This window comes from Nocardia sp. NPDC004604, from assembly GCF_040609795.1.
Taxonomy (GTDB): Bacteria; Actinomycetota; Actinomycetes; order Mycobacteriales; family Mycobacteriaceae; genus Nocardia.
This window is the reverse complement of record NZ_JBEXLC010000015.1, coordinates 17,742-36,339: the sequence shown is the minus strand read 5'-3', so window position 1 is coordinate 36,339 and position 18,598 is coordinate 17,742. Positions and strand designations below refer to the sequence as shown.

The window sequence follows — 18,598 nt, the reverse complement described above, 5'->3', positions numbered from 1 at the left end:
TTTCAGCGCCGTTCGACGGGCCCGGCTACCAGTACGGCGGCGAAACACAGTGTTGCGAGCGCGGATACCGCGATCACCGGTTCGGGAAAGTAGAGCGCTGCAATCCAGCAGAGGCCACCGGCCATCGCCACGCAGATGGCATTGAACAACGACCAGCGGGCGATCAACTGCGGTGCGGCGCGGACCGCGCTGATCACCAGTAGCCCGAAAAGCAGTCCGAACAGGCCCATTCCGACGCTGTAACCGGTATCGAGATCGAAGACGCTGATCTGCCTGCCCCCGTCGAACAGCGCGGTCGTCGTGCTCCTGGACAGTTCGTTGATCACCTCTTCGCCAGCGGAGTCATCGCCATTGAAGGCGTGCACGACGAGCAGGTGTGCCGCTCCGATCAGCCCGACGAGTGCGGCACCCGTGATCTGAACGGGTGCCGCCCAGCGGGCGGATGTGCTGGCGCTGGGTGCGGACGATGTGGTTATCGCGGTCATCGCGACCTCCATAAACGCGGAAATTATGATGTGTTCCAGAACAGAACAAAAATTATGTTATAGGCTGGCGAGCGTGGCAGGCAAGACTTCATGGCTGGAATCAGGGCTGGTGATCCTCGGCACAGCCGGGCCGACCGGGCTCACGATCGACAAGCTGGTCGCGGCGACCGGGCTCAGCACCGGATCGTTCTACCACCACTTTTCAGGTATGCCCGGCTACAAATCCGCGCTGCTCGGCTACTTCGAGGAACAGCACACCACGCGGTATCTGCGCGAGATCGAGGCGGCCGACCTCGATCCGCGCGGTCGGCTCGAACTGCTCATCGATCTGGTACTCGAGGATGACGAGCCCGCCAGTATCGAGGTGGCCGTGCGCGCCTGGGCGCTGGACGATCCGATCGCCGCCGCGGCGAAGGAACGTGTGGACAGCACCAGGCTCGATGTCCTGCGCACCCTGCTCATGGACTGCGGGTACGCCGAGGATGCGGCCGAGGAGACGGCGCAGATCCTCTACCTGCTGGTACTCGGCGCGGGCAATGTGCTGCCGACCGTGCCACCCGAACGGCTGCGCGTCCTCTGCCGTCGGGTCCTGTCATGACCGTCGACGATCTCGGCGCAGTCGTCGCGATCGGCCGTCCGGTTCGACGAGTGGTGTCGCTGGTGCCTTCCTTGACCGAAGCCGTCGCGGTGAGCCGTCCGGAAATCCTTGTCGCGGCGACGGATTGGTGCACGCATCCCGCCGAGCTGGACGTCGAGCGGGTGCGCGGCACCAAGAACCCGAATGTGCGCCGAATCATCGAGCTCCGGCCGGATCTGGTGCTGTGCAATCAGGAAGAGAACCGGCGCATCGATGTCGAACGGCTGCGCGGTGCAGATATACCGGTGTGGGTCACCAAGATCGAGACCTTGGCGGAAGGTTTCGGCTCGCTGCGCCGACTGTTCACCGAAGCATTGTGCGGCCAGGTGCCGGACTGGCTCGTCGAAGCCGAATCATCCTGGGCTGCACCACCTCCCGAACCGCCGCGCAACGCGGTGATCCCGATCTGGCGCAATCCCTGGATGGTGGTCGGTCACGACACCTTCACCGGCGACCTGGCCGCGCGCCTCGGACTCCGGCTCGTGCACGCCGACCGCCCTGGGCGCTACCCGCACATCGCCGAGGACGAGTTGACCCGCGACGTCGAACTCGTCCTCCTACCGGACGAGCCCTACGCATTCACCAGATCCGATGGCCCCGAAGCCTTTCCGGGCCTTCCGGTCGCCCTGGTCGAAGGCCGCAGCCTCACCTGGTACGGCCCGTCCCTCGCCACGGCCCGGGACATATTGACCCGTCAGGTCGCCGAGGCCTTCGTCGTCCGAAGCGATCAGTCGAGTTCGTAATCGAACCAGATGTGGTGTACCCCATCGCTATCGACGGTGAGACCGCCTGTGCCGGAAATACCGGTGAGCTCGCCGGTGCCGCTGTTGGCGACGATGATGAAGAATTCGTCGGTGCGGTCGGAGCCGCGCGTGCTCGCCGAATGCGCGAAGTTGAAACTGCCCGCGCGATCGTGCAGCGCGCCCTCGAACGACTCCATCGCGATGTAGGTCCCCGTGCCCGTCACGTGGTCGAAGGCGGAGGTGAACAGGGTGGTGGAGCGTCCGGTGATCTCACCGGCGTACTCCTTCGAGATGGTGGCGATGCCGACCGGCAGCGCGGTGGTGACGGCCGGATCCGGCACGACGTCGGTGGGGACGAAGGAGGCGACGGAGAAGGTACCGGTTGCTTTCATGCGGCACATGCTAACGATCGCCACCGACAAGTCCGGCTCGCGCTATGTCACCTCGGCGCCATCCATCATCAGGATTCGATTCGATAGATCCGCTGGGCATTGGTTCGGAAGATCTGTTCGAGTTCATTGCGGCCGCCGCCGTGCTCGGTGATCGCGGTGGTGATGATCTCGACACCGTCGGGGATGGTCGTAATCGGTTTGTCCACCGGGAAATTGGATCCCCAGAGCAGCCGATCGGGTCCGAAGACGTCATAGGCGTGGTCGAACAGCGGGCGAATTCGGTCCAATAGCACGGGAACTGGAGTCGAGGTGCCGCGTCGTGGCACCGGGTGGCCGAGCACGGGCATCATGAGGCCGCTGACTTTGGAAACCACATTGGCGTTTTCGGCGAGTGCCGTGAGGTCGTCGCGCCAGCGGACGAACAGTTCCCGGCGCTGGCTCGGATTGGTTCCGGTGTGTTTGCCGATCGGACCGAAAATGCCCGCGGGGGTGGCGAGATGGTCGAGCACGATCGGCACCTCGGGATAGCGCTGGGCCAATGCGGTCACATCCGGTAGTGCGTGCGAATACAGCCAGGCTTCGAAGGTGAGCCCGCGCTCGGCCAGCAGTGCGAAACCATTCAGAAATTCCTTCGTGGTGAGGGCACTTTCGATCTTCGTATACGGCCGTACACCCGAATCGGGGTGATGCGCCACATGCGCGCGAATTCCGCGCAGCAGCGGTGATGCGGCGGCGTGCGCATCGAGGAGTTCGGCGAAATCCGGCGCCGCGGGATCGGCATTGCCGATGATCGCCCCGAGGTCGGGGTTGTCGCCACCGAACGGCAGCCCGGCCACCCACGCCGTCTCCTCGGACTTATCCGGCCCGGTCCACGCGACCTCGATGTGCACGATCGTCTCGACCGGCAGGCCAGCGGCATCCACGCGATAGTTCGCTGGCTGGTATTCATGGGCGTAAGCCAAAGGATCTCCGACGAATTCGCGATCCTTACGCGGTGCCAGCCATTTGGCCACGTCGATCGGCAGCGGCACCGCCCGGAACACCTTCGCAACCGCGCTGAATTCGCGGGGCGTGGCGAATGGGTCCCATTGATGAATGTGCGCGTCGACTATCCGGATGTCCGATAGCGCCATGTCCGCCGTCCCCAATCGTGTCGAAGCCCTGACGTCGCGATTGTCACACGCGCGTATTCGCTCGCGTTCGCAATCAGCGGGACCCGTACGCGGACAGGAATGTCCGCACCGCCGAGTCGGCGATATCGCGTTGTTCGGCCTCGCCGACCTCACGGGTGCCGAGCCGGGACCGCGCCTCCAGCGGTGCGGTGAGCAGTGCGAGCAGCTGTTCGGCGGCCTGCTCCGGATCGTTGATCCGCAGACGACCGGAGAGGGCGAGTCGGGCGAGCCGGTCGGCCAGCGCCTCGGCAATGCGTTGCGAGGTGCGCTCCAGCACGGTGTCGGCCAGGTCGGGGAAGACCGCGAGCTGCGCGTAGGTCAGTGCGCGCAGCGAACGGGCGCGCTCGCTCGAACACTCGGCGAGCAGCGCGCGGGCCGTCTCGGTGAGGGTGGCGGCGAGGTCGTCGCCGGGTTCGCGGAGTCGGTCGGTGATGGCCAGGGTCTGGGCGGACACGGCATCGGCGGCGGCGAGTAAGGCCTGCCGGAACAGGGTCTGCTTGTCATTGAGGTGGTTGTAGACCGTCGGCTTGGCGACACCCGCTTCATCCGCGATCTCCTGCACGCAGGTCTTGTCGTAGCCGCGCCGCGCAAAGACGGTGAATGCGACGTCCAGGATCGCCTGCCGCTTATCGATGCGGCCGCGCGCCGCCGTCGTTCCCGTCACTCCTGCATGTTAGCGCCTGCACGGCTTCGAATGAACCCATGAGTTCACTCTTGTGCATTGACTAGACAGTTATCTAGATTGAACACATCAGTTCAAAGGAGGAGGTATCCATGATCGTTCATCTGCTGCGCTTCGGTTTCCGCACAGAGACCACCGAGGAACAGAAGGCCGAGGTGCTCGCACTCATGAAGCGCACGGCATCGGTCGAATCGGTGTCATTCGCCACCGTCGGCCAGAACCTGGGTGAGGCCAGCGGCGAGGGGCTGACCCACGCCTACTGCGTCGGCATCGAAGATTTGGCGGCGCTGGAGCGCTATCTGCACGATCCGGTGCACCTGGCCGGTGATCCGCAGATCATCCCGCACTTCCAGAAGGTCGCCATCGGACCCGACGTATCGGATGATCCGGATCCCGAACTGCGCCAGAAGATCATGGCGCTGCACGAGGCGAAGGTGGCGATGTATCCGGAATGGGCGCGTCAGATGGATTCGATTCCGGAGGTGCGAATCTTCTGAGCGCCCGCCCTATTTCACACGTTGCGCCGGTACTGGCCGCCGACGGTGAAGAAGGTGTCGGTGATCTGCTGCAGGGTGCAGACCCGGGCGGCGTCCATCAGGACCTCGAAGATGTTGTCGTCGGTGCGGGCCACCGCGTCCAGGCGGGCCAGGGCGGTGTGTGCGGCATCGCGATGGTTGTTCTGGAATTCACGCACGCGCTTCAGCTGTGACTGCTTTTCCGCTTCCGTGCCGCGCGCCAGTTCGATGACCCGATGCGGTTCCCCGTGCGGGTTGCGGAAGGTGTTGACGCCGATGATCGGCAGTGAGCCATCGTGTTTGCGGTGCTCGTACCGCATGGATTCGTCTTGGATCTTGCCGCGCTGGTAGCCGGTCTCCATGGCGCCGAGGACTCCGCCGCGCTCACTGATGCGATCGAATTCGGCGAGTACGGCCTCCTCGACGAGATCGGTGAGTTCATCGATGAGAAAGCTGCCCTGGAGTGGGTTCTCGTTCATCGCGACGCCCCACTCGCGGTTGATAATGAGCTGAATGGCCAGCGCGCGGCGCACCGATTCCTCGGTGGGTGTGGTCACCGCCTCGTCATAGGCATTGGTGTGCAGGCTATTGCAGTTGTCGTAGATGGCGATGAGCGCCTGCAGGGTGGTGCGAATGTCATTGAAGCTCATCTCCTGTGCGTGCAGTGAGCGGCCCGAGGTCTGGACGTGATACTTCAACTTCTGCGAACGTTCGTTGGCGCCGTAGCGATCTCGCATGGCAATGGCCCAGATCCGCCGGGCGACCCGGCCGATCACCGAATACTCCGGATCCATGCCATTGGAGAAGAAGAACGACAGGTTCGGCGCGAAGTCGTCGATCTGCATTCCGCGCGCGAGATATGCCTCGACATAGGTGAATCCATTGGCCAGGGTGAAGGCCAGCTGGCTGATCGGATTCGCACCGGCCTCGGCAATGTGATAGCCGGAGATCGAGACCGAGTAGAAATTGCGAACGCCGTTGCGCACGAACCACTCCTGGATATCGGCCATCATGCGCAGGCTGAATTCGGTGGAGAAGATGCAGGTGTTCTGGCCCTGGTCCTCTTTGAGGATGTCGGCCTGCACGGTGCCGCGCACTGTCGCCAGGGTCCGCGCGGTGATGTCCTTGGTCTCCTCGGCGGTGGGCTCGCGGTCCTCGGCGGTCGAAAAGCGTTCCAGGGCTTGGTCGATGGCGGTATTGAGGAAGTAGGCCAGAATGGTCGGGGCCGGGCCGTTGATCGTCATCGATACCGAGGTGGACGGCGCGGTCAGATCGAAGCCGTCATAGAGCGCCTTCATATCGTCGAGCGAGGCGATGGAAACACCCGAGGTGCCCACCTTGCCGTAGATGTCCGGGCGTTCGGCGGGGTCGTGACCGTAGAGCGTCACCGAATCGAAGGCCGTGGAAAGCCTGGTCGCGTCGGCATGTTCGCTGAGCACCTTGAACCGCCGATTGGTGCGGAACGGATCGCCTTCGCCCGCGAACATCCGCGCGGGATCCTCGTTATCGCGCTTGAATGCGAAGACGCCCGCGGTGAACGGGAACCGGCCGGGCAGATTCTCCGAGCGCAGGAACCGCAGCAGCTCACCGTGATCGGTGAATCGGGGCAGCGCGACGCGCGGAATGGAATTGCCGGACAATGTCTCCCGGCGCAGCGGGGTATGGATCTCGCGATTGCGCACCCGCACCACCTGCTCCTCGCCCCGATAGGATTCGGCGAGTTCGGGCCAGTCCGCGAGCAATGCGGCATTATCGGCATGCAGTGTGGCGCGGGCCCTTTCGGCCAGCTCGGCCACCGCGGTGTCCTCGGGCAGTTCGGCCGCCACCTGGTCGAGGCGCTGCAAGCGTTGTGCCGCGACGATTTGTTCGGCGGTTACGGCGTGGTACCCGCGCACCGTTTCGGCGATCTCGGCGAGATAGCGCACCCGGGCGGGCGGAATGATCTGCGCGAATCTGGTGGAGGCGCGAGTATTCACCTTGGGAAGTACGCCGGGCTCCATGGGCAGACCGCGCACGGCGAGCAATCCGGTGAGGTGTTGGTAGAGCGCGGTCACCCCGTCATCGTTGAAGGTGGCCGCGCTGGTGCCGAATACCGGCATATCGTCGGGGGACTTCGTGAACTCCTCGCGATTGCGTACCAGCTGGCGCGACACATCCCGCAGCGCGTCCTCGGCGCCGCGGCGCTCGAACTTATTGATCGCCACCACATCCGCGAAATCCAGCATATCGATCTTCTCCAGCTGGGAGGCGGCGCCGAATTCCGGTGTCATCACATACATCGCCAGATCGACGTGGTCGGTGATCGCGGCGTCGCCCTGGCCGATGCCCGGGGTTTCCAGGATCACCAGGTCGTATCCCGCCGCCTTGCAGGCGGTCACGATGGCATCGATATTCTGCGGCAATTCGTGGCCGCCCCGGGTGGCCAGCGAGCGGAAGAAAATATGGTCGGCATCGAGGGCGTTCATTCGGATGCGGTCGCCGAGCAGCGCGCCGCCGCCGCGCCGCCGGGTCGGATCCACCGCGAGAATCGCGACCCGCAATTTGTCCTGTTGATCCGATCGCAGACGGCGCACCAATTCGTCGGTGAGCGAGGACTTTCCTGAGCCGCCCGTGCCGGTGATGCCGAGGACCGGCACGGTGCGCGCGGCGGCGGCCGTTGCCAGCGCCTGCCGATCGGATTCCGGCAGTGTGTCCTGCTGCAGACAGGTGATCGCACGGGCAAGTGCGGCCCGCTCACCGGCGAGCACCGCGTCCAGCACCGGCGGCTCCGTGGCGAGATCGATATCGCAGGCGCGAATGAGCTGATTGATCATGCCGGGCAGGCCGAGTCGCTGGCCGTCCTCGGGAGAGAAGATCGTGACACCGGATTCGGCGAGTCGCGCGATCTCCTCGGCGACGATCACCCCGCCGCCACCGCCGAAGATCCGAACATGTTCGGCCCCTGCCTTTTTCAGCGCATCGGCGAGATATTCGAAGTATTCGACATGTCCGCCCTGATACGAACTCACCGCGACGCCCTGGACATCCTCGGTGAGCACCGCGTCGACGACCTCGCTGACCGCGCGATTGTGCCCTAGGTGAATGACCTCGGCCCCCTGCGCCTGCAGAATCCGCCGCATGATGTTGATCGCCGCATCATGCCCGTCGAATAGCGCGGCCGAGGTCACGAATCGGACGGGATGGGTGGGCGTGTAGAGCGCGGTGCTATCGGCCACGGGGTCCTCCGGGGGAGATCCTGTATGGCGCCCGATACTAGGACGTCAAACTAATCCTACGGTGATGGCGGTCACAGCGCTAGGTGAACGCGCCCCGGCGGGTTGCGCAGAACCGCCCACACCAGCTGGTCGTGCGGGGGTCGTAGTTCGCTCGACGGTTGCCGTGGGATCGATCACACTCCGCCCGCGCCTCTACTTTACTTGGACATCCAACTATAGGATGACCGTAGATCGCGCGATGCGCGGCGTCGACTACGAGAACAGGACTGGCATGGTTCGCGAACTGACTCATTACATCGGCGGACAGCATGTCGCCGGGGCCTCGGGCAACTTCGGCGATGTCTTCGATCCGAATACCGGCGAGGTGCAGGCGCGGGTGCCGCTGGCGTCCAAGGCCGAGGTCGATGCCGTCATCGCGAATGCCGCCGAGGCGCAGCAGGTCTGGGCCGCGTTCAACCCGCAGAAGCGGGCGCGGGTGCTGATGAAATTCCTGACGCTGGTGCAGGACGAGATGGATTCCCTTGCGGCACTGCTGTCTTCCGAGCACGGCAAGACCATTGCCGATGCCAAGGGCGATATCCAGCGCGGCATCGAGGTCATCGAATTCGCGGCGGGTATCCCACATCTGCTCAAGGGCGAGTACACCGAGAGCGCGGGCACCGGGATCGATGTCTACTCCATGCGTCAGCCGCTCGGCGTCGTCGCGGGTATCACCCCGTTCAACTTCCCGGCCATGATCCCGCTGTGGAAGGCCGGTCCGGCGCTGGCATGTGGAAATGCCTTCGTGCTCAAGCCATCCGAGCGGGACCCCTCGGTGCCGCTGCGGCTGGCCGAACTGTTCCTCGAGGCCGGTCTGCCCGCGGGTGTATTCAACGTGGTCAATGGCGATAAGGAAGCGGTCGACGCGATCCTGCACTCGCCGACCGTCAAGGCCGTCGGCTTCGTCGGCTCCACCCCGATCGCGCAGTACATCTACGAAACCGCCACCGCGAACGGCAAACGCGCGCAATGCTTCGGCGGCGCCAAGAACCACGCGATCGTCATGCCCGATGCCGACCTCGACGATGTTGCCGACCAGCTCATCGGCGCGGGTTACGGCTCGGCGGGCGAGCGCTGCATGGCCATCTCGGTTGCCGTCCCGGTCGGTGCCGAGACCGCGGATCGCCTGCGCGAGAAGCTGATCGAGCGGATCGCCAAGCTGAATGTCGGACGCTCCGATGACGCGGGTGCCGACTTCGGCCCGCTGGTCACCAAGGACGCGCTCGGCCGGGTCGAGAACTACATCCAGATCGGCATCGACGAGGGTGCCGAACTGGTGATCGACGGCCGCGGCCTGGCGGTGGAAGGCGGCGAGGGCGGCTACTTCACGGGCGCGACGCTTTTCGACCAGGTCACCCGGGAAATGCGGATCTACAAGGAAGAGATCTTCGGTCCGGTGCTGTCGATTGTGCGCGCCAAGGACTACGACGAAGCACTGGCCCTGCCCAACGAGCACGAGTACGGCAACGGTGTCGCGATCTTCACCCGCGACGGTGACACCGCACGGGATTTCGCCGCCCGCGTGCAGGTCGGCATGGTCGGTATCAATGTGCCGATCCCGGTGCCGATCGCGTATCACACCTTCGGTGGCTGGAAGCGCTCCGGTTTCGGCGATCTGAACCAGCACGGCCCGGATTCGATTCGCTTCTACACCAAGACCAAGACGGTCACCCAGCGCTGGCCCTCCGGTCTCAAAGACAGCAACCACTTCGTCATTCCGACCATGGACTGACCGAGCGCTTCGACGAGAGGTTGACGATCGTGTTCGCACTCGATGACGACGAGCGCGCCATCGCCGCGATGGCGCGCGACTTCGCCGACGAATATCTCGCCCCGAACGCCCTCGAATGGGATGAGCAGAAGCACTTTCCGGTGGATGTGCTGCGCAAGGCCGGCTCGCTCGGTATGGGTGGCATCTATATCGGTGAGGATGTCGGTGGCTCCGGACTGCGCAGGCTCGACGCCGTGCGCATCTTCGAACAGTTGGCCACCGGCTGCCCGGCCATCGCGGCGTATATCTCCATTCACAACATGGTTTCGTGGATGATCGACAGCTACGGCAATGCGGAGCAGCGCAACCATTGGCTGCCCCGACTGGCCTCGATGGAATGGCTCGGCAGCTACGCACTCACCGAGCCGGGTGTCGGATCGGATGCGGCGGCCTTGAGTACCAAGGCCGTTCGCGACGGTGACGACTATTTGCTCACCGGGGTGAAGCAATTCATCTCCGGCGCGGGCAGTACCGACGTGTACGTCATCATGGCGCGCACCGGCGATGCTGGTGCACGCGGGATTTCGGCGTTCATTGTGCCGGCCGATACCCCGGGAATTTCCTTCGGCGCCAATGAGAAGAAGATGGGCTGGAATGCGCAGCCCACCCGTCAGGTGATTCTGGACAATGCCAGGGTGCCCGCCGCCAATATGCTCGGCATCGAGGGCAATGGCTTCCGTATCGCAATGAACGGACTCAACGGCGGCAGGCTCAATATCGCCGCCTGCTCGCTCGGCGGCGGTCAGTCGGCGCTGGACAAGTCGGTGGCATACCTGGCCGAGCGCAACGCATTCGGCAACCGACTGCTGGACAATCCGGCACTGCAATTCCAGCTCGCGGATATGCGCACCTCGCTGGAGGCGGCGCGGACGCTGCTGTGGCGGGCCGCGGCTGCGCTGGATGCGGACGCCGACGACAAGGTCGAATTGTGCGCGATGGCAAAGCGATTCGCGACCGACGCCGGATTCGAGGTCGCCAATAAGGCGCTGCAATTGCACGGTGGGTACGGCTACCTGGCCGAATACGGCGTGGAGAAGATCGTCCGCGATCTGCGGGTGCACCAGATTCTGGAGGGCACCAATGAAATCATGCGGGTGGTCGTCGCCCGCTCGGTGGTAGGAGCAGCATGAACGAGTCCGAAGTCATTGTCGATAAACGTGACGGGCTCGGTCTGATCACACTGAACCGGCCAAAGGCCATCAATGCGCTGAACCATCCAATGACCCTTGCCATTACCGCCGCACTGCAGGCCTGGGTGGATGATGACGAGGTGCGTACCGTCGTCGTCACCGGGGCGGGGGAGCGCGGGCTGTGTGCGGGCGGCGATATCGTCGCCATTCACAATGACGCGAAAAGTGGTGCCACCACGGCGGATTCGGCTACCGGCGTCTTCTGGCGCGATGAGTATGTGCTCAACGCGTTGATCGGCCGCTATCCGAAGCCGTATGTCGTGGTCATGGACGGCATCGTGATGGGCGGCGGCGTCGGACTTTCCGGTCACGGCAGCCATCGCATCGTCACCGAACGCTCCAAGGTCGGCATGCCCGAGGTCGGTATCGGCTTCATCCCCGATGTCGGCGGCACCTACCTGCTCGCCCGCACCCCCGGCGAGATCGGCACGCACGTCGCACTGACCACCGCGCGAATGAATGCCGGTGACACCATTGCCGCGGGCTTCGCCGACTACTACATGGCCTCGGAAGATATTCCGGCACTGCTGGAAACGCTGCGGACCGAGACCGCGGAGATCGCCATCGCCAAATTCGCCACGGACGCACCGGAGTCCGGACTCCTCGCCCAGCGGGACTGGATCGACGCCTGCTACAGCGCCGATACCGTCGAGGAGATCGTCGATCGGTTGCGGTCGCACGGGTCGCCGGAGGCCGCCAAGGCCGGCACCGAACTGCTCGCCAAATCGCCTGTTGCGCTCAAGGTGACGCTGCGTTCGCTGCGCGCGGCCCGCGCCGCGACCAGCCTCGAGGCCGTCCTGAACGCGGAGTACCGGGTCTCGATCGCCGCGCTGGCCTCGCACGATCTGGTCGAAGGCATTCGCGCGCAGGTGATCGATAAGGACCGCAACCCGCAGTGGTCGCCCGCGACGCTCGCCGATGTCACCGACGCGCAGGTCGACGCGTACTTCGCCGAATTGGGCAATAGGGAACTGGGTTTGCCGCAGCGGAGCCCGCGCGGCGACCGGACAACACCGGAGGAAAGCAAGTGACGAAAAAGATCGGTTTCCTCGGCCTCGGCCATATGGGCGGGCCGATGGCCGCGAACCTGGTCAAGGCCGGCTATGACGTACTCGCCTTCGACCCGGTCCCCGCCGCACAGGAGCAGGCGCGCAAAGACGGTGCCACCGTGGTGGATTCGGCCGTCGCGGCCGCCGCCGGCCGCGATGTCGTGATCACCATGCTGCCCAACGGCAAGCTGGTTCTCGACGTCTACGCCGACCTGCTGCCCGCCGCCGACACCGGCACCCTGTTCATCGACTGCTCCACCATCGATGTCGCCGACGCCAAGGCCGCGGCCGTCCGCGCCAGCGACGCGGGTCATCGCGCACTGGACGCCCCGGTCTCCGGCGGTGTCGCGGGTGCCGCCGCTGGCACGCTGACCTTTATGGTCGGCGGCGGCGCGGCCGACTTCGCCGATGCGCTCGACGTACTCCAGGTGATGGGCGGCAAGGTCGTGCACTGCGGCGGCTCCGGCGTCGGCCAGGCCGCCAAGATCTGCAACAACATGCTGCTCGGCATCTCGATGATCGGCCTGTCCGAGGCCCTGGTCCTCGGTGAGAAGCTGGGGCTGAGCCACCAGTCCTTCTTCGACGTTGTCTCCACCGCCTCCGGCCAGAGTTGGGCGCTGACCAGCTACTGTCCGGTTCCCGGTCCGGTACCGACCAGCCCGGCCAATAACGACTACCAGCCCGGATTCGCCACCGCGCTGATGACCAAGGACCTGGGTCTGGCCGCGAACGCCCTGCGCGATAACGGTGTCGACGGTCAACTCGGACTGCTCGCCGCCGAGATCTACGCCCGTTTCAACCAGGCGCAGGCGGGAAGGGACTTCTCCGCTATCGTCACCGATGTCCGCAACCGATCCGATCAAGAGGGTGCCTAAAGTGGGTGTATCGCGAAGCGATTCCGTGGGGGGTGGCGGTCGGGCGACGGGTGGGCCCGACTTCGAGACGATTCTGCTGGAGCGCAAGGGCCGGGTCGGCTGGATCACGCTGAACCGCCCCAAGGCGCTGAACGCGCTGAATGCGCAGGTCCTCGACGATGTCATTGCCGCGCTCGACGAACTCGAGCACGATGACGCGATCGGCGCCATCGTCATCACCGGTTCGGAGCGGGCCTTCGCGGCCGGTGCCGATATCAAGGAGATGCAGCCCAAGTCGTACATGGATATGTTCATGAACGACTACTTCGCCCGCTGGGACCGGCTGGCGCAGTTCCGCAAGCCGACCATTGCCGCCGTCGCCGGATACGCCCTCGGTGGTGGCTGCGAGCTGGCCATGATCTGCGACATCCTGCTCGCCGCCGATAATGCCAAATTCGGTCAGCCGGAGATCAAACTCGGCGTCATCCCTGGCATCGGTGGCTCGCAGCGCCTGACCCGCGCGATCGGCAAGGCCAAGGCCATGGATCTGGTGCTCACCGGCCGCAATATGGATGCCGAAGAGGCCGAGCGCGCCGGACTCGTCTCCCGCATCGTCCCCGCGGCCGAACTGCTCGACACCGCACTCGAGGTCGCCGAGACCATCGCATCGATGTCGCTCCCGGTGACCATGATCGCGAAGGAAGCGGTGAACCGGTCCTTCGAAACCACCCTGTCCGAGGGCCTGCGCTTCGAACGCCGAGTCTTTCACTCGCTGTTCGCGATCGAGGATCAGAAGGAAGGCATGGCCGCCTTCGTCGACAAGCGTCCGGCGAAGTTCACCAACCGCTGACACCGTGCCGCACTGAGGTATTCGAACAAGCACTGTGCCCGGCCGAGTGGATCTCGGCCGGGCACAGGTGTATTCGATCAGCGGCGGCCACGTTGCCGAAACGATTGCGACAGATCCGCGGTGGCGGTCCCCACATACCGGGTCGCGACCTCGCACACGGTGCACGCAATGCGCGATCCCCACCGAATATGCGCGAGCGTGGGCGCCCTGCTGGAGGGCAGCGAGACGGCGTGTGCGCCCGCTCGTGCTGGGCACTCAGTTGAACGGCTTCGCCGGGATGCCTACGATCTCCACCGGAGTCGGGGCGTTGCCGCCGTCCGGGCGCTGAGCGGCGGTGTGGTCGATGGCGAGGAGGCCGACGATCGTTGCACCCAATGCGATCGTAACCGCAGCCGCGGCAATGAGTTTGCGGCGGTCGACGGTGGTCGGCAGCAGGAAACCCGGCTGCGCTCCGCTGCGCAGTCGCGCCATGCGCACATCGCCGATGGGGCGTTCGGCGGCGAGCAGGACGGCACCGCGGGCCGAGACGTACTCCGGCTCGGAGTCGTAAATGACCGGGAGTTCGATCGTTTCGGTCAGTTCCTCGCGGATGCTGGGGTTGCGGGTGCAGCCGCCGAGTAGGACGAGCGCCTCCGGCTGGACTCCGGTTTCCTCGATCAATTGGCGGACGAACGAGGCCGAATGGTGGATGCCAGCGGCGCACAATTCGGCGAGGTCGCTGCGGGTGACCACGGCGCGCTCGCCGGAGTTGGTGTCCATGGCGGTGATCACACGGGCGCTGCTGAGTTTTTCCCGGTGCCTGCGGCTGGTCGGCTTGTCGGTGAGCACCCCGCCGCGTGCGAGTTGCCAGCGCAGCAGTGCGTCATAGCCGTCGCCGCCGAGCACCGTACTGCGTTTGCTGGACAGGATGGTGTCGGTCCGGCAGTCGGCGTGGGTGATGGTCAGGCCGGAGCTGCCGAGGTCGTAGAGGATGACCGAACCGCTGGTGGGCAGGCGGCCGGTGAAACGCAGGTACCGCAGTTGGGCCAGCGGTTCGTCGACGATGGTGAGCCGGGTGTGGTCCGCGGTGGTTCGGATGGCGTCGGCGTGTAGCGGGCAGCGACAGGTGACGGCGGTTCCGCTGATCAGTTCGTCGCGCCGGTCGGCGGCCGCGCGCATCTGCCGAATCGCCTCGAAGACCGGTTCCTCGACCCCACCACCCGCCCGACGCGGCACCTGACAGCGATCAATCGGAGGGAGGTGCGGCTGATCGGAATGTGTCAGCATCGCGCGAGCACCACCAGCGCCCGCCGAAACCCCCAAGACCAGCACCATGGACTCCATGGTGAACCCTTTCGGGTTCGCTGCCAAGACGACGGGGCGGGGAATTCGCTAGTTGGATGCCAGACCGTTACCGGTTGGTCGTCGGGGTGGTGTACAGACCGACTGGTCTGGCCGGTTTGCTACTCCGCGTGGGTCGACCAGCGTGCCGGTGTGTCACCGGTGTCGAAGTCGCCAGCGGCATGGCGGAATTCGGCGAGCAATTGCAGCAGGGTGTGCAGCCGATCCGGCGGAAGTCCGGGGAGCGCGAAGACTTTCGCATTGAGTTCCTCGGTTGCCTGAGCAACCAATTCCCTTCCGGCAGTGGTGATTTCGATAAGGGTGGCGCGCCGATCGCTGGGATGCGGCACGCGCTCGACGAGTTTCGCGGCCTCCAGTCGATCGACGGTATTCGTCACGCTGGTGGGGTGCACCTGCAGGCGCGCACTGGCCTTCGCCATCGGCAGTGCGCCGGTCTTGCTGAAAGACAGCAGCATGAGAAGTTCATATCGGGAGAAGGTCAGACCGGTCGGTTTCAGTGCTTCGTCCACCCGGGCCATCACGATTTGCTGGGCCCGCACCAGCGAGGTCACCGCCGCCATGCCGTCGGCGACATCGCCCCAGCCGTGGCCGACCCATTGGCGATGGGCCTCCTCGATCGGATCCTGCGGGAGTGGGCGTGGCCGTGACATGGCTCCGATCATTGCATGTTCCCCCGCCTTCCCGGGGCTTCCGCCGACCGGTGAGTGCGGCGAAAGTTGAGTTGCGGACCGGCGGTCGAGTGCCTGGCCGAGATTTGGGCGTACCCGGTGGGTCACTCATGTCCTTGCGAAATCGGTTGCTGCGATGTTCCGCCGGATGGGGCCGCCGTGACGGGTTTCGATCATTGCTCGCCGGTTGAGATCACGGTGAGTGCAATCGTGGGCAATTCGATGCGGCGACGGCAATATTCATGGCGAGGCGGGCGTGGCTGAGTGGTTTAGGCAACGGTCTGCAAAGCCGTTTACGCGGGTTCAATTCCCGCCGCTCGCTCCAAGAAAGGTGCGCCGCCATGGGTGCCCGGCTCGGTGATACGCCACCGCCGAGCCGGGTGTCCGTGGTTCAGGCCGCAGCTTCGAAGGCCACGGCTGTGCCGAGCACATCCAAGTGCACCCGCTGACCCACAGTCGGCGCGGCGACGCTGGCACGGCGCACCAGCACCGGATCGGTGTCACCGTCGAGTGCGATGGTCAGCATCACATCCGCCCCGCGGAACTCCACATCGCACACGATCGCACTGCTCGGTTCACCATCGGAAACCACATGCGCCACAAGCTGTTCCGGCCGGATCATGAGGGTCGCCCGACCCGACGGCGCCGACTTCTGCACCGGAATCCGGCCGAGTGCGCATTTGGCGATATCGCCGTCGACCACCGCGTCGAGCAGCACGCAATCACCGAGGAACTTGGCGGTGAACAGGTCGGTGGGCGCCGTGTAGACCTCTTCCGGAGCGCCGACCTGGGTGAATACTCCCTCGCGCATGACCGCGACCTGCGCGGCGAAGGACAGCGCCTCCTCCTGGTCATGGGTGACCAGAATGCTGGTCATACCCGCCGCACGCAGCGTCTCGGCCACGGCCTGTCTGGTGGTGGCGCGCAGCCCGGCATCGAGTGCGCTGAACGGCTCGTCGAGCAGTATGACATCGGGTTTGCGGGCGAGCGCGCGGGCGAGCGCGACGCGCTGCTGCTGGCCACCGGAGAGCTGATGGGGACGGCGGTCGGCGTAGGACGGATCCAGCGAGACCATCTCCAGCAGTTCGTTCACCCGGCTCTTACCGCGGCGCAGACCGCAGAATCCGCGGTGCAGGCCATAGGCGATGTTCTGGCCGACGGTCAAATGTGGGAACAGCGCACCGTCCTGCGCGACATAGCCGACATTGCGCCGCTGCGGCGGTACCGAAAAGCGGTCGCGGGTTACGGTTTCCGCGCCGATGGCGACCGAACCCGCATCCGGGGCCTCGAATCCGGCGATCACCCGCAGCAGCGTGGTCTTACCGCAACCCGACGAGCCGACCACCGCGGTCGAACTGCCATTGGGCACGTCCAAACTGATTCCGCCCAGCACCTGCTGCTGGCCGAAGGTCTTCGAAACGTCGTCCACGACAAGCCGACTCATAGCCCGGCCGCCTTCCTGGATTGGGTGAACAGCAGATATGTCACCGGAATCGCGGCGACGATCATGATGAGTGCGTAGGGTGCGGCCGCGGCGTAGTCCAATTCGCCCGATAGCGACCAGAATCGCATTGCGAGGGTGCGAGTTCCGCTGGGGGCCAGGAGCAATGTCGCGGTCAGCTCGGTCGCGACGGCCACGAAGACCAGCGCGGCCGCGGCGGCCGCGGCGGGTGCGGTCAGCCGCAGCGTGACGCGAACGAAGGTGACCGGACCGGACTGTCCCAGCGAGCGCGACACTTCTTCCAGCCCGACCGGCACCTGCGCGAGTCCGGCGCGCACGCTGACCAGCGCCCGCGGCAGGAACATCAGCACATATGCCACGACGACCATGGCCACCGTCTGATAGAGCGGCGGCGCCCACCGAATGGTGACGGTCACCATGGCCAGCGCGATCACAATGCCGGGCAGCGAACTCGTAATGTAGTTGGCGCCCTCCACAGTTCGGGCGAATGTCGAGGTGGAACGCACCGCGATCCAGGCCACCGGAAATGCGCACACCGTGGTGATCAGCGCGGCCATCGCCGCCAGCGCGATGGTCTGCCCGAGCGCCGTACCGATCTCGGTGATATCCCAGACCCGCGCACCGCCGATGCGCAGCCAGCGCACGATGGTCCACAGCGGCACCCCGATCGAGCAGGCGACAACCGCGGCCAATGCGAGGAGCACCGGAATCGTGCTCGGTCCCAACGCAACTCGGGTCGCCGCACGCGGCGCACCGCTGCCGATCCTGGCGTAGCGCGCCTTACCGCGCGCTCCGGCCTCGGCCGCGAGCAACACCAGGCAGCACAGCACCAGCACGCCCGCCAGCATGCTGCCCGCCGGACCGGCGAAGCTGGATTGATACTGCTCGAAGATCGCGGTGGTGAAGGTGTCGAACCGAATCATTACGAATGCGCCGTATTCGGCGAGCAGATGCAGCGCGATGAGCAGCCCGCCGCCGAGAATCGCCAATCGCAACTGCGGCAATACGATTCGGGTGAACACCGCGACCGGGCCGGAACCGAGCGCGCGTGCCGATTCCTCCACCGCCGGGTCGAGGCGGCGCAATGTGGCCGCCGCGGGCAGATACACCAGCGGGAAATACGACATCGTGGAGATCACCACGCCCGCCGACAGTCCGTGCATGGTCGGGAAGACGCTGACCCAGCCGTAGCTGTTCACGAACGCGGGCACGGCCAGCGGCGCCGCGAAGACCGGCCCCCACCATGCCGCGCCCGGCACATTCGTCCGCTCCACCACCCACGCCAGCCCGATGCCGAGCACCACGCAGATGGGCACGGTGATGAGCACCAGCGCGGCCGTATTGCGCAGCAGGTCACCGACTCTCGGGCGGAACACCAGCTGCGCGGCTTCGTGCAGGCCGGTGGTGAAGACGGTGGACACGATGTAGCCGAGCGGCACGAACGTCGCCGCCACCAGCAGTAGGGCGACGATCGTGACCAGCGGGCCTGGTCTCCCGACCCGGCGTGCGGCGACAGCGGTCCGAAGGGCCATG

The 18,598-nt window shown here is 65.3% G+C and carries 17 protein-coding genes and 1 tRNA gene; 9 read left to right on the top strand and 9 right to left on the bottom strand.

Annotation, left to right across the window (positions count from 1 at the left end; all coding sequences use genetic code 11):
- Nucleotides 1–2: 2 nt before the first annotated feature.
- A complete protein-coding gene (locus ABZW16_RS08245; protein ID WP_354953524.1) occupies nucleotides 3–485 on the bottom strand; it encodes a hypothetical protein in 483 nt (160 codons plus the stop codon).
- Nucleotides 486–558: 73 nt separating this feature from the next.
- On the opposite strand from ABZW16_RS08245, the gene ABZW16_RS08240 reads away from it, so the two are divergent.
- Both ABZW16_RS08240 and ABZW16_RS08235 read left to right on the top strand, forming a co-directional pair.
- Nucleotides 559–1,083 carry a TetR/AcrR family transcriptional regulator gene (locus ABZW16_RS08240; protein WP_354953522.1) on the top strand — a complete coding sequence of 175 codons (525 nt, stop codon included), beginning with the start codon at nucleotides 559–561 and terminating at the stop codon, nucleotides 1,081–1,083.
- Complete coding sequence (locus tag ABZW16_RS08235; RefSeq protein WP_354953520.1) at nucleotides 1,080–1,865, top strand: helical backbone metal receptor; 786 nt, start codon at nucleotides 1,080–1,082, stop codon at nucleotides 1,863–1,865. Before ABZW16_RS08240 ends, ABZW16_RS08235 begins: the two co-directional genes overlap by 4 nt.
- Here the strand turns inward: ABZW16_RS08235 and ABZW16_RS08230 are convergent.
- The 3 genes from ABZW16_RS08230 to ABZW16_RS08220 form a co-directional block, all read right to left on the bottom strand.
- The gene (locus ABZW16_RS08230) at nucleotides 1,850–2,257 is read right to left on the bottom strand and encodes a DUF3224 domain-containing protein (protein ID WP_354953518.1); all 408 of its coding nucleotides are present in this window, start codon (nucleotides 2,255–2,257) and stop codon (nucleotides 1,850–1,852) included. The genes ABZW16_RS08235 and ABZW16_RS08230 overlap by 16 nt on opposite strands.
- 68 nt (nucleotides 2,258–2,325) lie before the next feature.
- Nucleotides 2,326–3,390 carry an amidohydrolase family protein gene (locus tag ABZW16_RS08225; protein WP_354953517.1) on the bottom strand — a complete coding sequence of 355 codons (1,065 nt, stop codon included), beginning with the start codon at nucleotides 3,388–3,390 and terminating at the stop codon, nucleotides 2,326–2,328.
- Between the two features lie 73 nt (nucleotides 3,391–3,463).
- Nucleotides 3,464–4,093, bottom strand: coding sequence for a TetR/AcrR family transcriptional regulator (locus ABZW16_RS08220; protein ID WP_354953515.1), 630 nt, complete (start codon nucleotides 4,091–4,093; stop codon nucleotides 3,464–3,466).
- 110 nt (nucleotides 4,094–4,203) lie between these two features.
- Here ABZW16_RS08220 and ABZW16_RS08215 point away from each other — a divergent pair, with 110 nt between their 5' ends.
- Entirely contained in the window at nucleotides 4,204–4,608 is a 405-nt protein-coding gene (locus ABZW16_RS08215) for a Dabb family protein (RefSeq protein WP_354953513.1), read from the top strand.
- A 14-nt stretch (nucleotides 4,609–4,622) separates the two neighbouring features.
- Here the strand turns inward: ABZW16_RS08215 and icmF are convergent, their stop codons facing one another.
- The gene (gene icmF / locus ABZW16_RS08210; protein WP_354953511.1) at nucleotides 4,623–7,841 is read right to left on the bottom strand and encodes a fused isobutyryl-CoA mutase/GTPase IcmF; all 3,219 of its coding nucleotides are present in this window, start codon (nucleotides 7,839–7,841) and stop codon (nucleotides 4,623–4,625) included.
- Between the two features lie 271 nt (nucleotides 7,842–8,112).
- On the opposite strand from icmF, the gene ABZW16_RS08205 reads away from it, so the two are divergent.
- The 5 genes from ABZW16_RS08205 to ABZW16_RS08185 are packed head-to-tail and all read left to right on the top strand — an operon-like array spanning nucleotide 8,113 to nucleotide 13,594.
- On the top strand, nucleotides 8,113–9,612 hold the full coding sequence (locus tag ABZW16_RS08205; protein ID WP_354953604.1) for a CoA-acylating methylmalonate-semialdehyde dehydrogenase: 1,500 nt from the start codon (nucleotides 8,113–8,115) through the stop codon (nucleotides 9,610–9,612).
- Between the two features lie 29 nt (nucleotides 9,613–9,641).
- Complete coding sequence (locus ABZW16_RS08200) at nucleotides 9,642–10,781, top strand: acyl-CoA dehydrogenase family protein (protein WP_354953509.1); 1,140 nt, start codon at nucleotides 9,642–9,644, stop codon at nucleotides 10,779–10,781.
- A complete protein-coding gene (locus ABZW16_RS08195; protein WP_354953507.1) occupies nucleotides 10,778–11,872 on the top strand; it encodes an enoyl-CoA hydratase/isomerase family protein in 1,095 nt (364 codons plus the stop codon). Before ABZW16_RS08200 ends, ABZW16_RS08195 begins: the two co-directional genes overlap by 4 nt.
- Nucleotides 11,869–12,765, top strand: a complete 897-nt coding sequence (gene mmsB / locus ABZW16_RS08190; RefSeq protein ID WP_354953505.1) for a 3-hydroxyisobutyrate dehydrogenase — start codon at nucleotides 11,869–11,871, stop codon at nucleotides 12,763–12,765. Before ABZW16_RS08195 ends, mmsB begins: the two co-directional genes overlap by 4 nt.
- 1 nt (nucleotide 12,766) lies before the next feature.
- Nucleotides 12,767–13,594: an enoyl-CoA hydratase gene (locus ABZW16_RS08185; protein ID WP_354953503.1), complete on the top strand. Its 828-nt coding sequence runs from the start codon at nucleotides 12,767–12,769 to the stop codon at nucleotides 13,592–13,594.
- Between the two features lie 255 nt (nucleotides 13,595–13,849).
- Here the strand turns inward: ABZW16_RS08185 and ABZW16_RS08180 are convergent, their stop codons facing one another.
- Together ABZW16_RS08180 and ABZW16_RS08175 are read right to left on the bottom strand one after the other, a co-directional pair.
- Nucleotides 13,850–14,908, bottom strand: a complete 1,059-nt coding sequence (locus ABZW16_RS08180) for an Hsp70 family protein (RefSeq protein ID WP_354953501.1) — start codon at nucleotides 14,906–14,908, stop codon at nucleotides 13,850–13,852.
- 128 nt (nucleotides 14,909–15,036) lie between these two features.
- Nucleotides 15,037–15,585, bottom strand: a complete 549-nt coding sequence (locus ABZW16_RS08175) for a MarR family transcriptional regulator (RefSeq protein ID WP_354953499.1) — start codon at nucleotides 15,583–15,585, stop codon at nucleotides 15,037–15,039.
- A 268-nt stretch (nucleotides 15,586–15,853) separates the two neighbouring features.
- On the opposite strand from ABZW16_RS08175, the gene ABZW16_RS08170 reads away from it, so the two are divergent.
- Nucleotides 15,854–15,928: transfer RNA gene (locus tag ABZW16_RS08170), tRNA-Cys, on the top strand.
- Nucleotides 15,929–15,994: 66 nt separating this feature from the next.
- Here ABZW16_RS08170 and ABZW16_RS08165 read toward each other — a convergent pair.
- On the bottom strand, nucleotides 15,995–17,047 hold the full coding sequence (locus tag ABZW16_RS08165; RefSeq protein ID WP_354953497.1) for an ABC transporter ATP-binding protein: 1,053 nt from the start codon (nucleotides 17,045–17,047) through the stop codon (nucleotides 15,995–15,997).
- Nucleotides 17,044–18,597: an iron ABC transporter permease gene (locus ABZW16_RS08160; RefSeq protein WP_354953495.1), complete on the bottom strand. Its 1,554-nt coding sequence runs from the start codon at nucleotides 18,595–18,597 to the stop codon at nucleotides 17,044–17,046. Before ABZW16_RS08160 ends, ABZW16_RS08165 begins: the two co-directional genes overlap by 4 nt.
- Nucleotide 18,598: the final 1 nt, after the last annotated feature.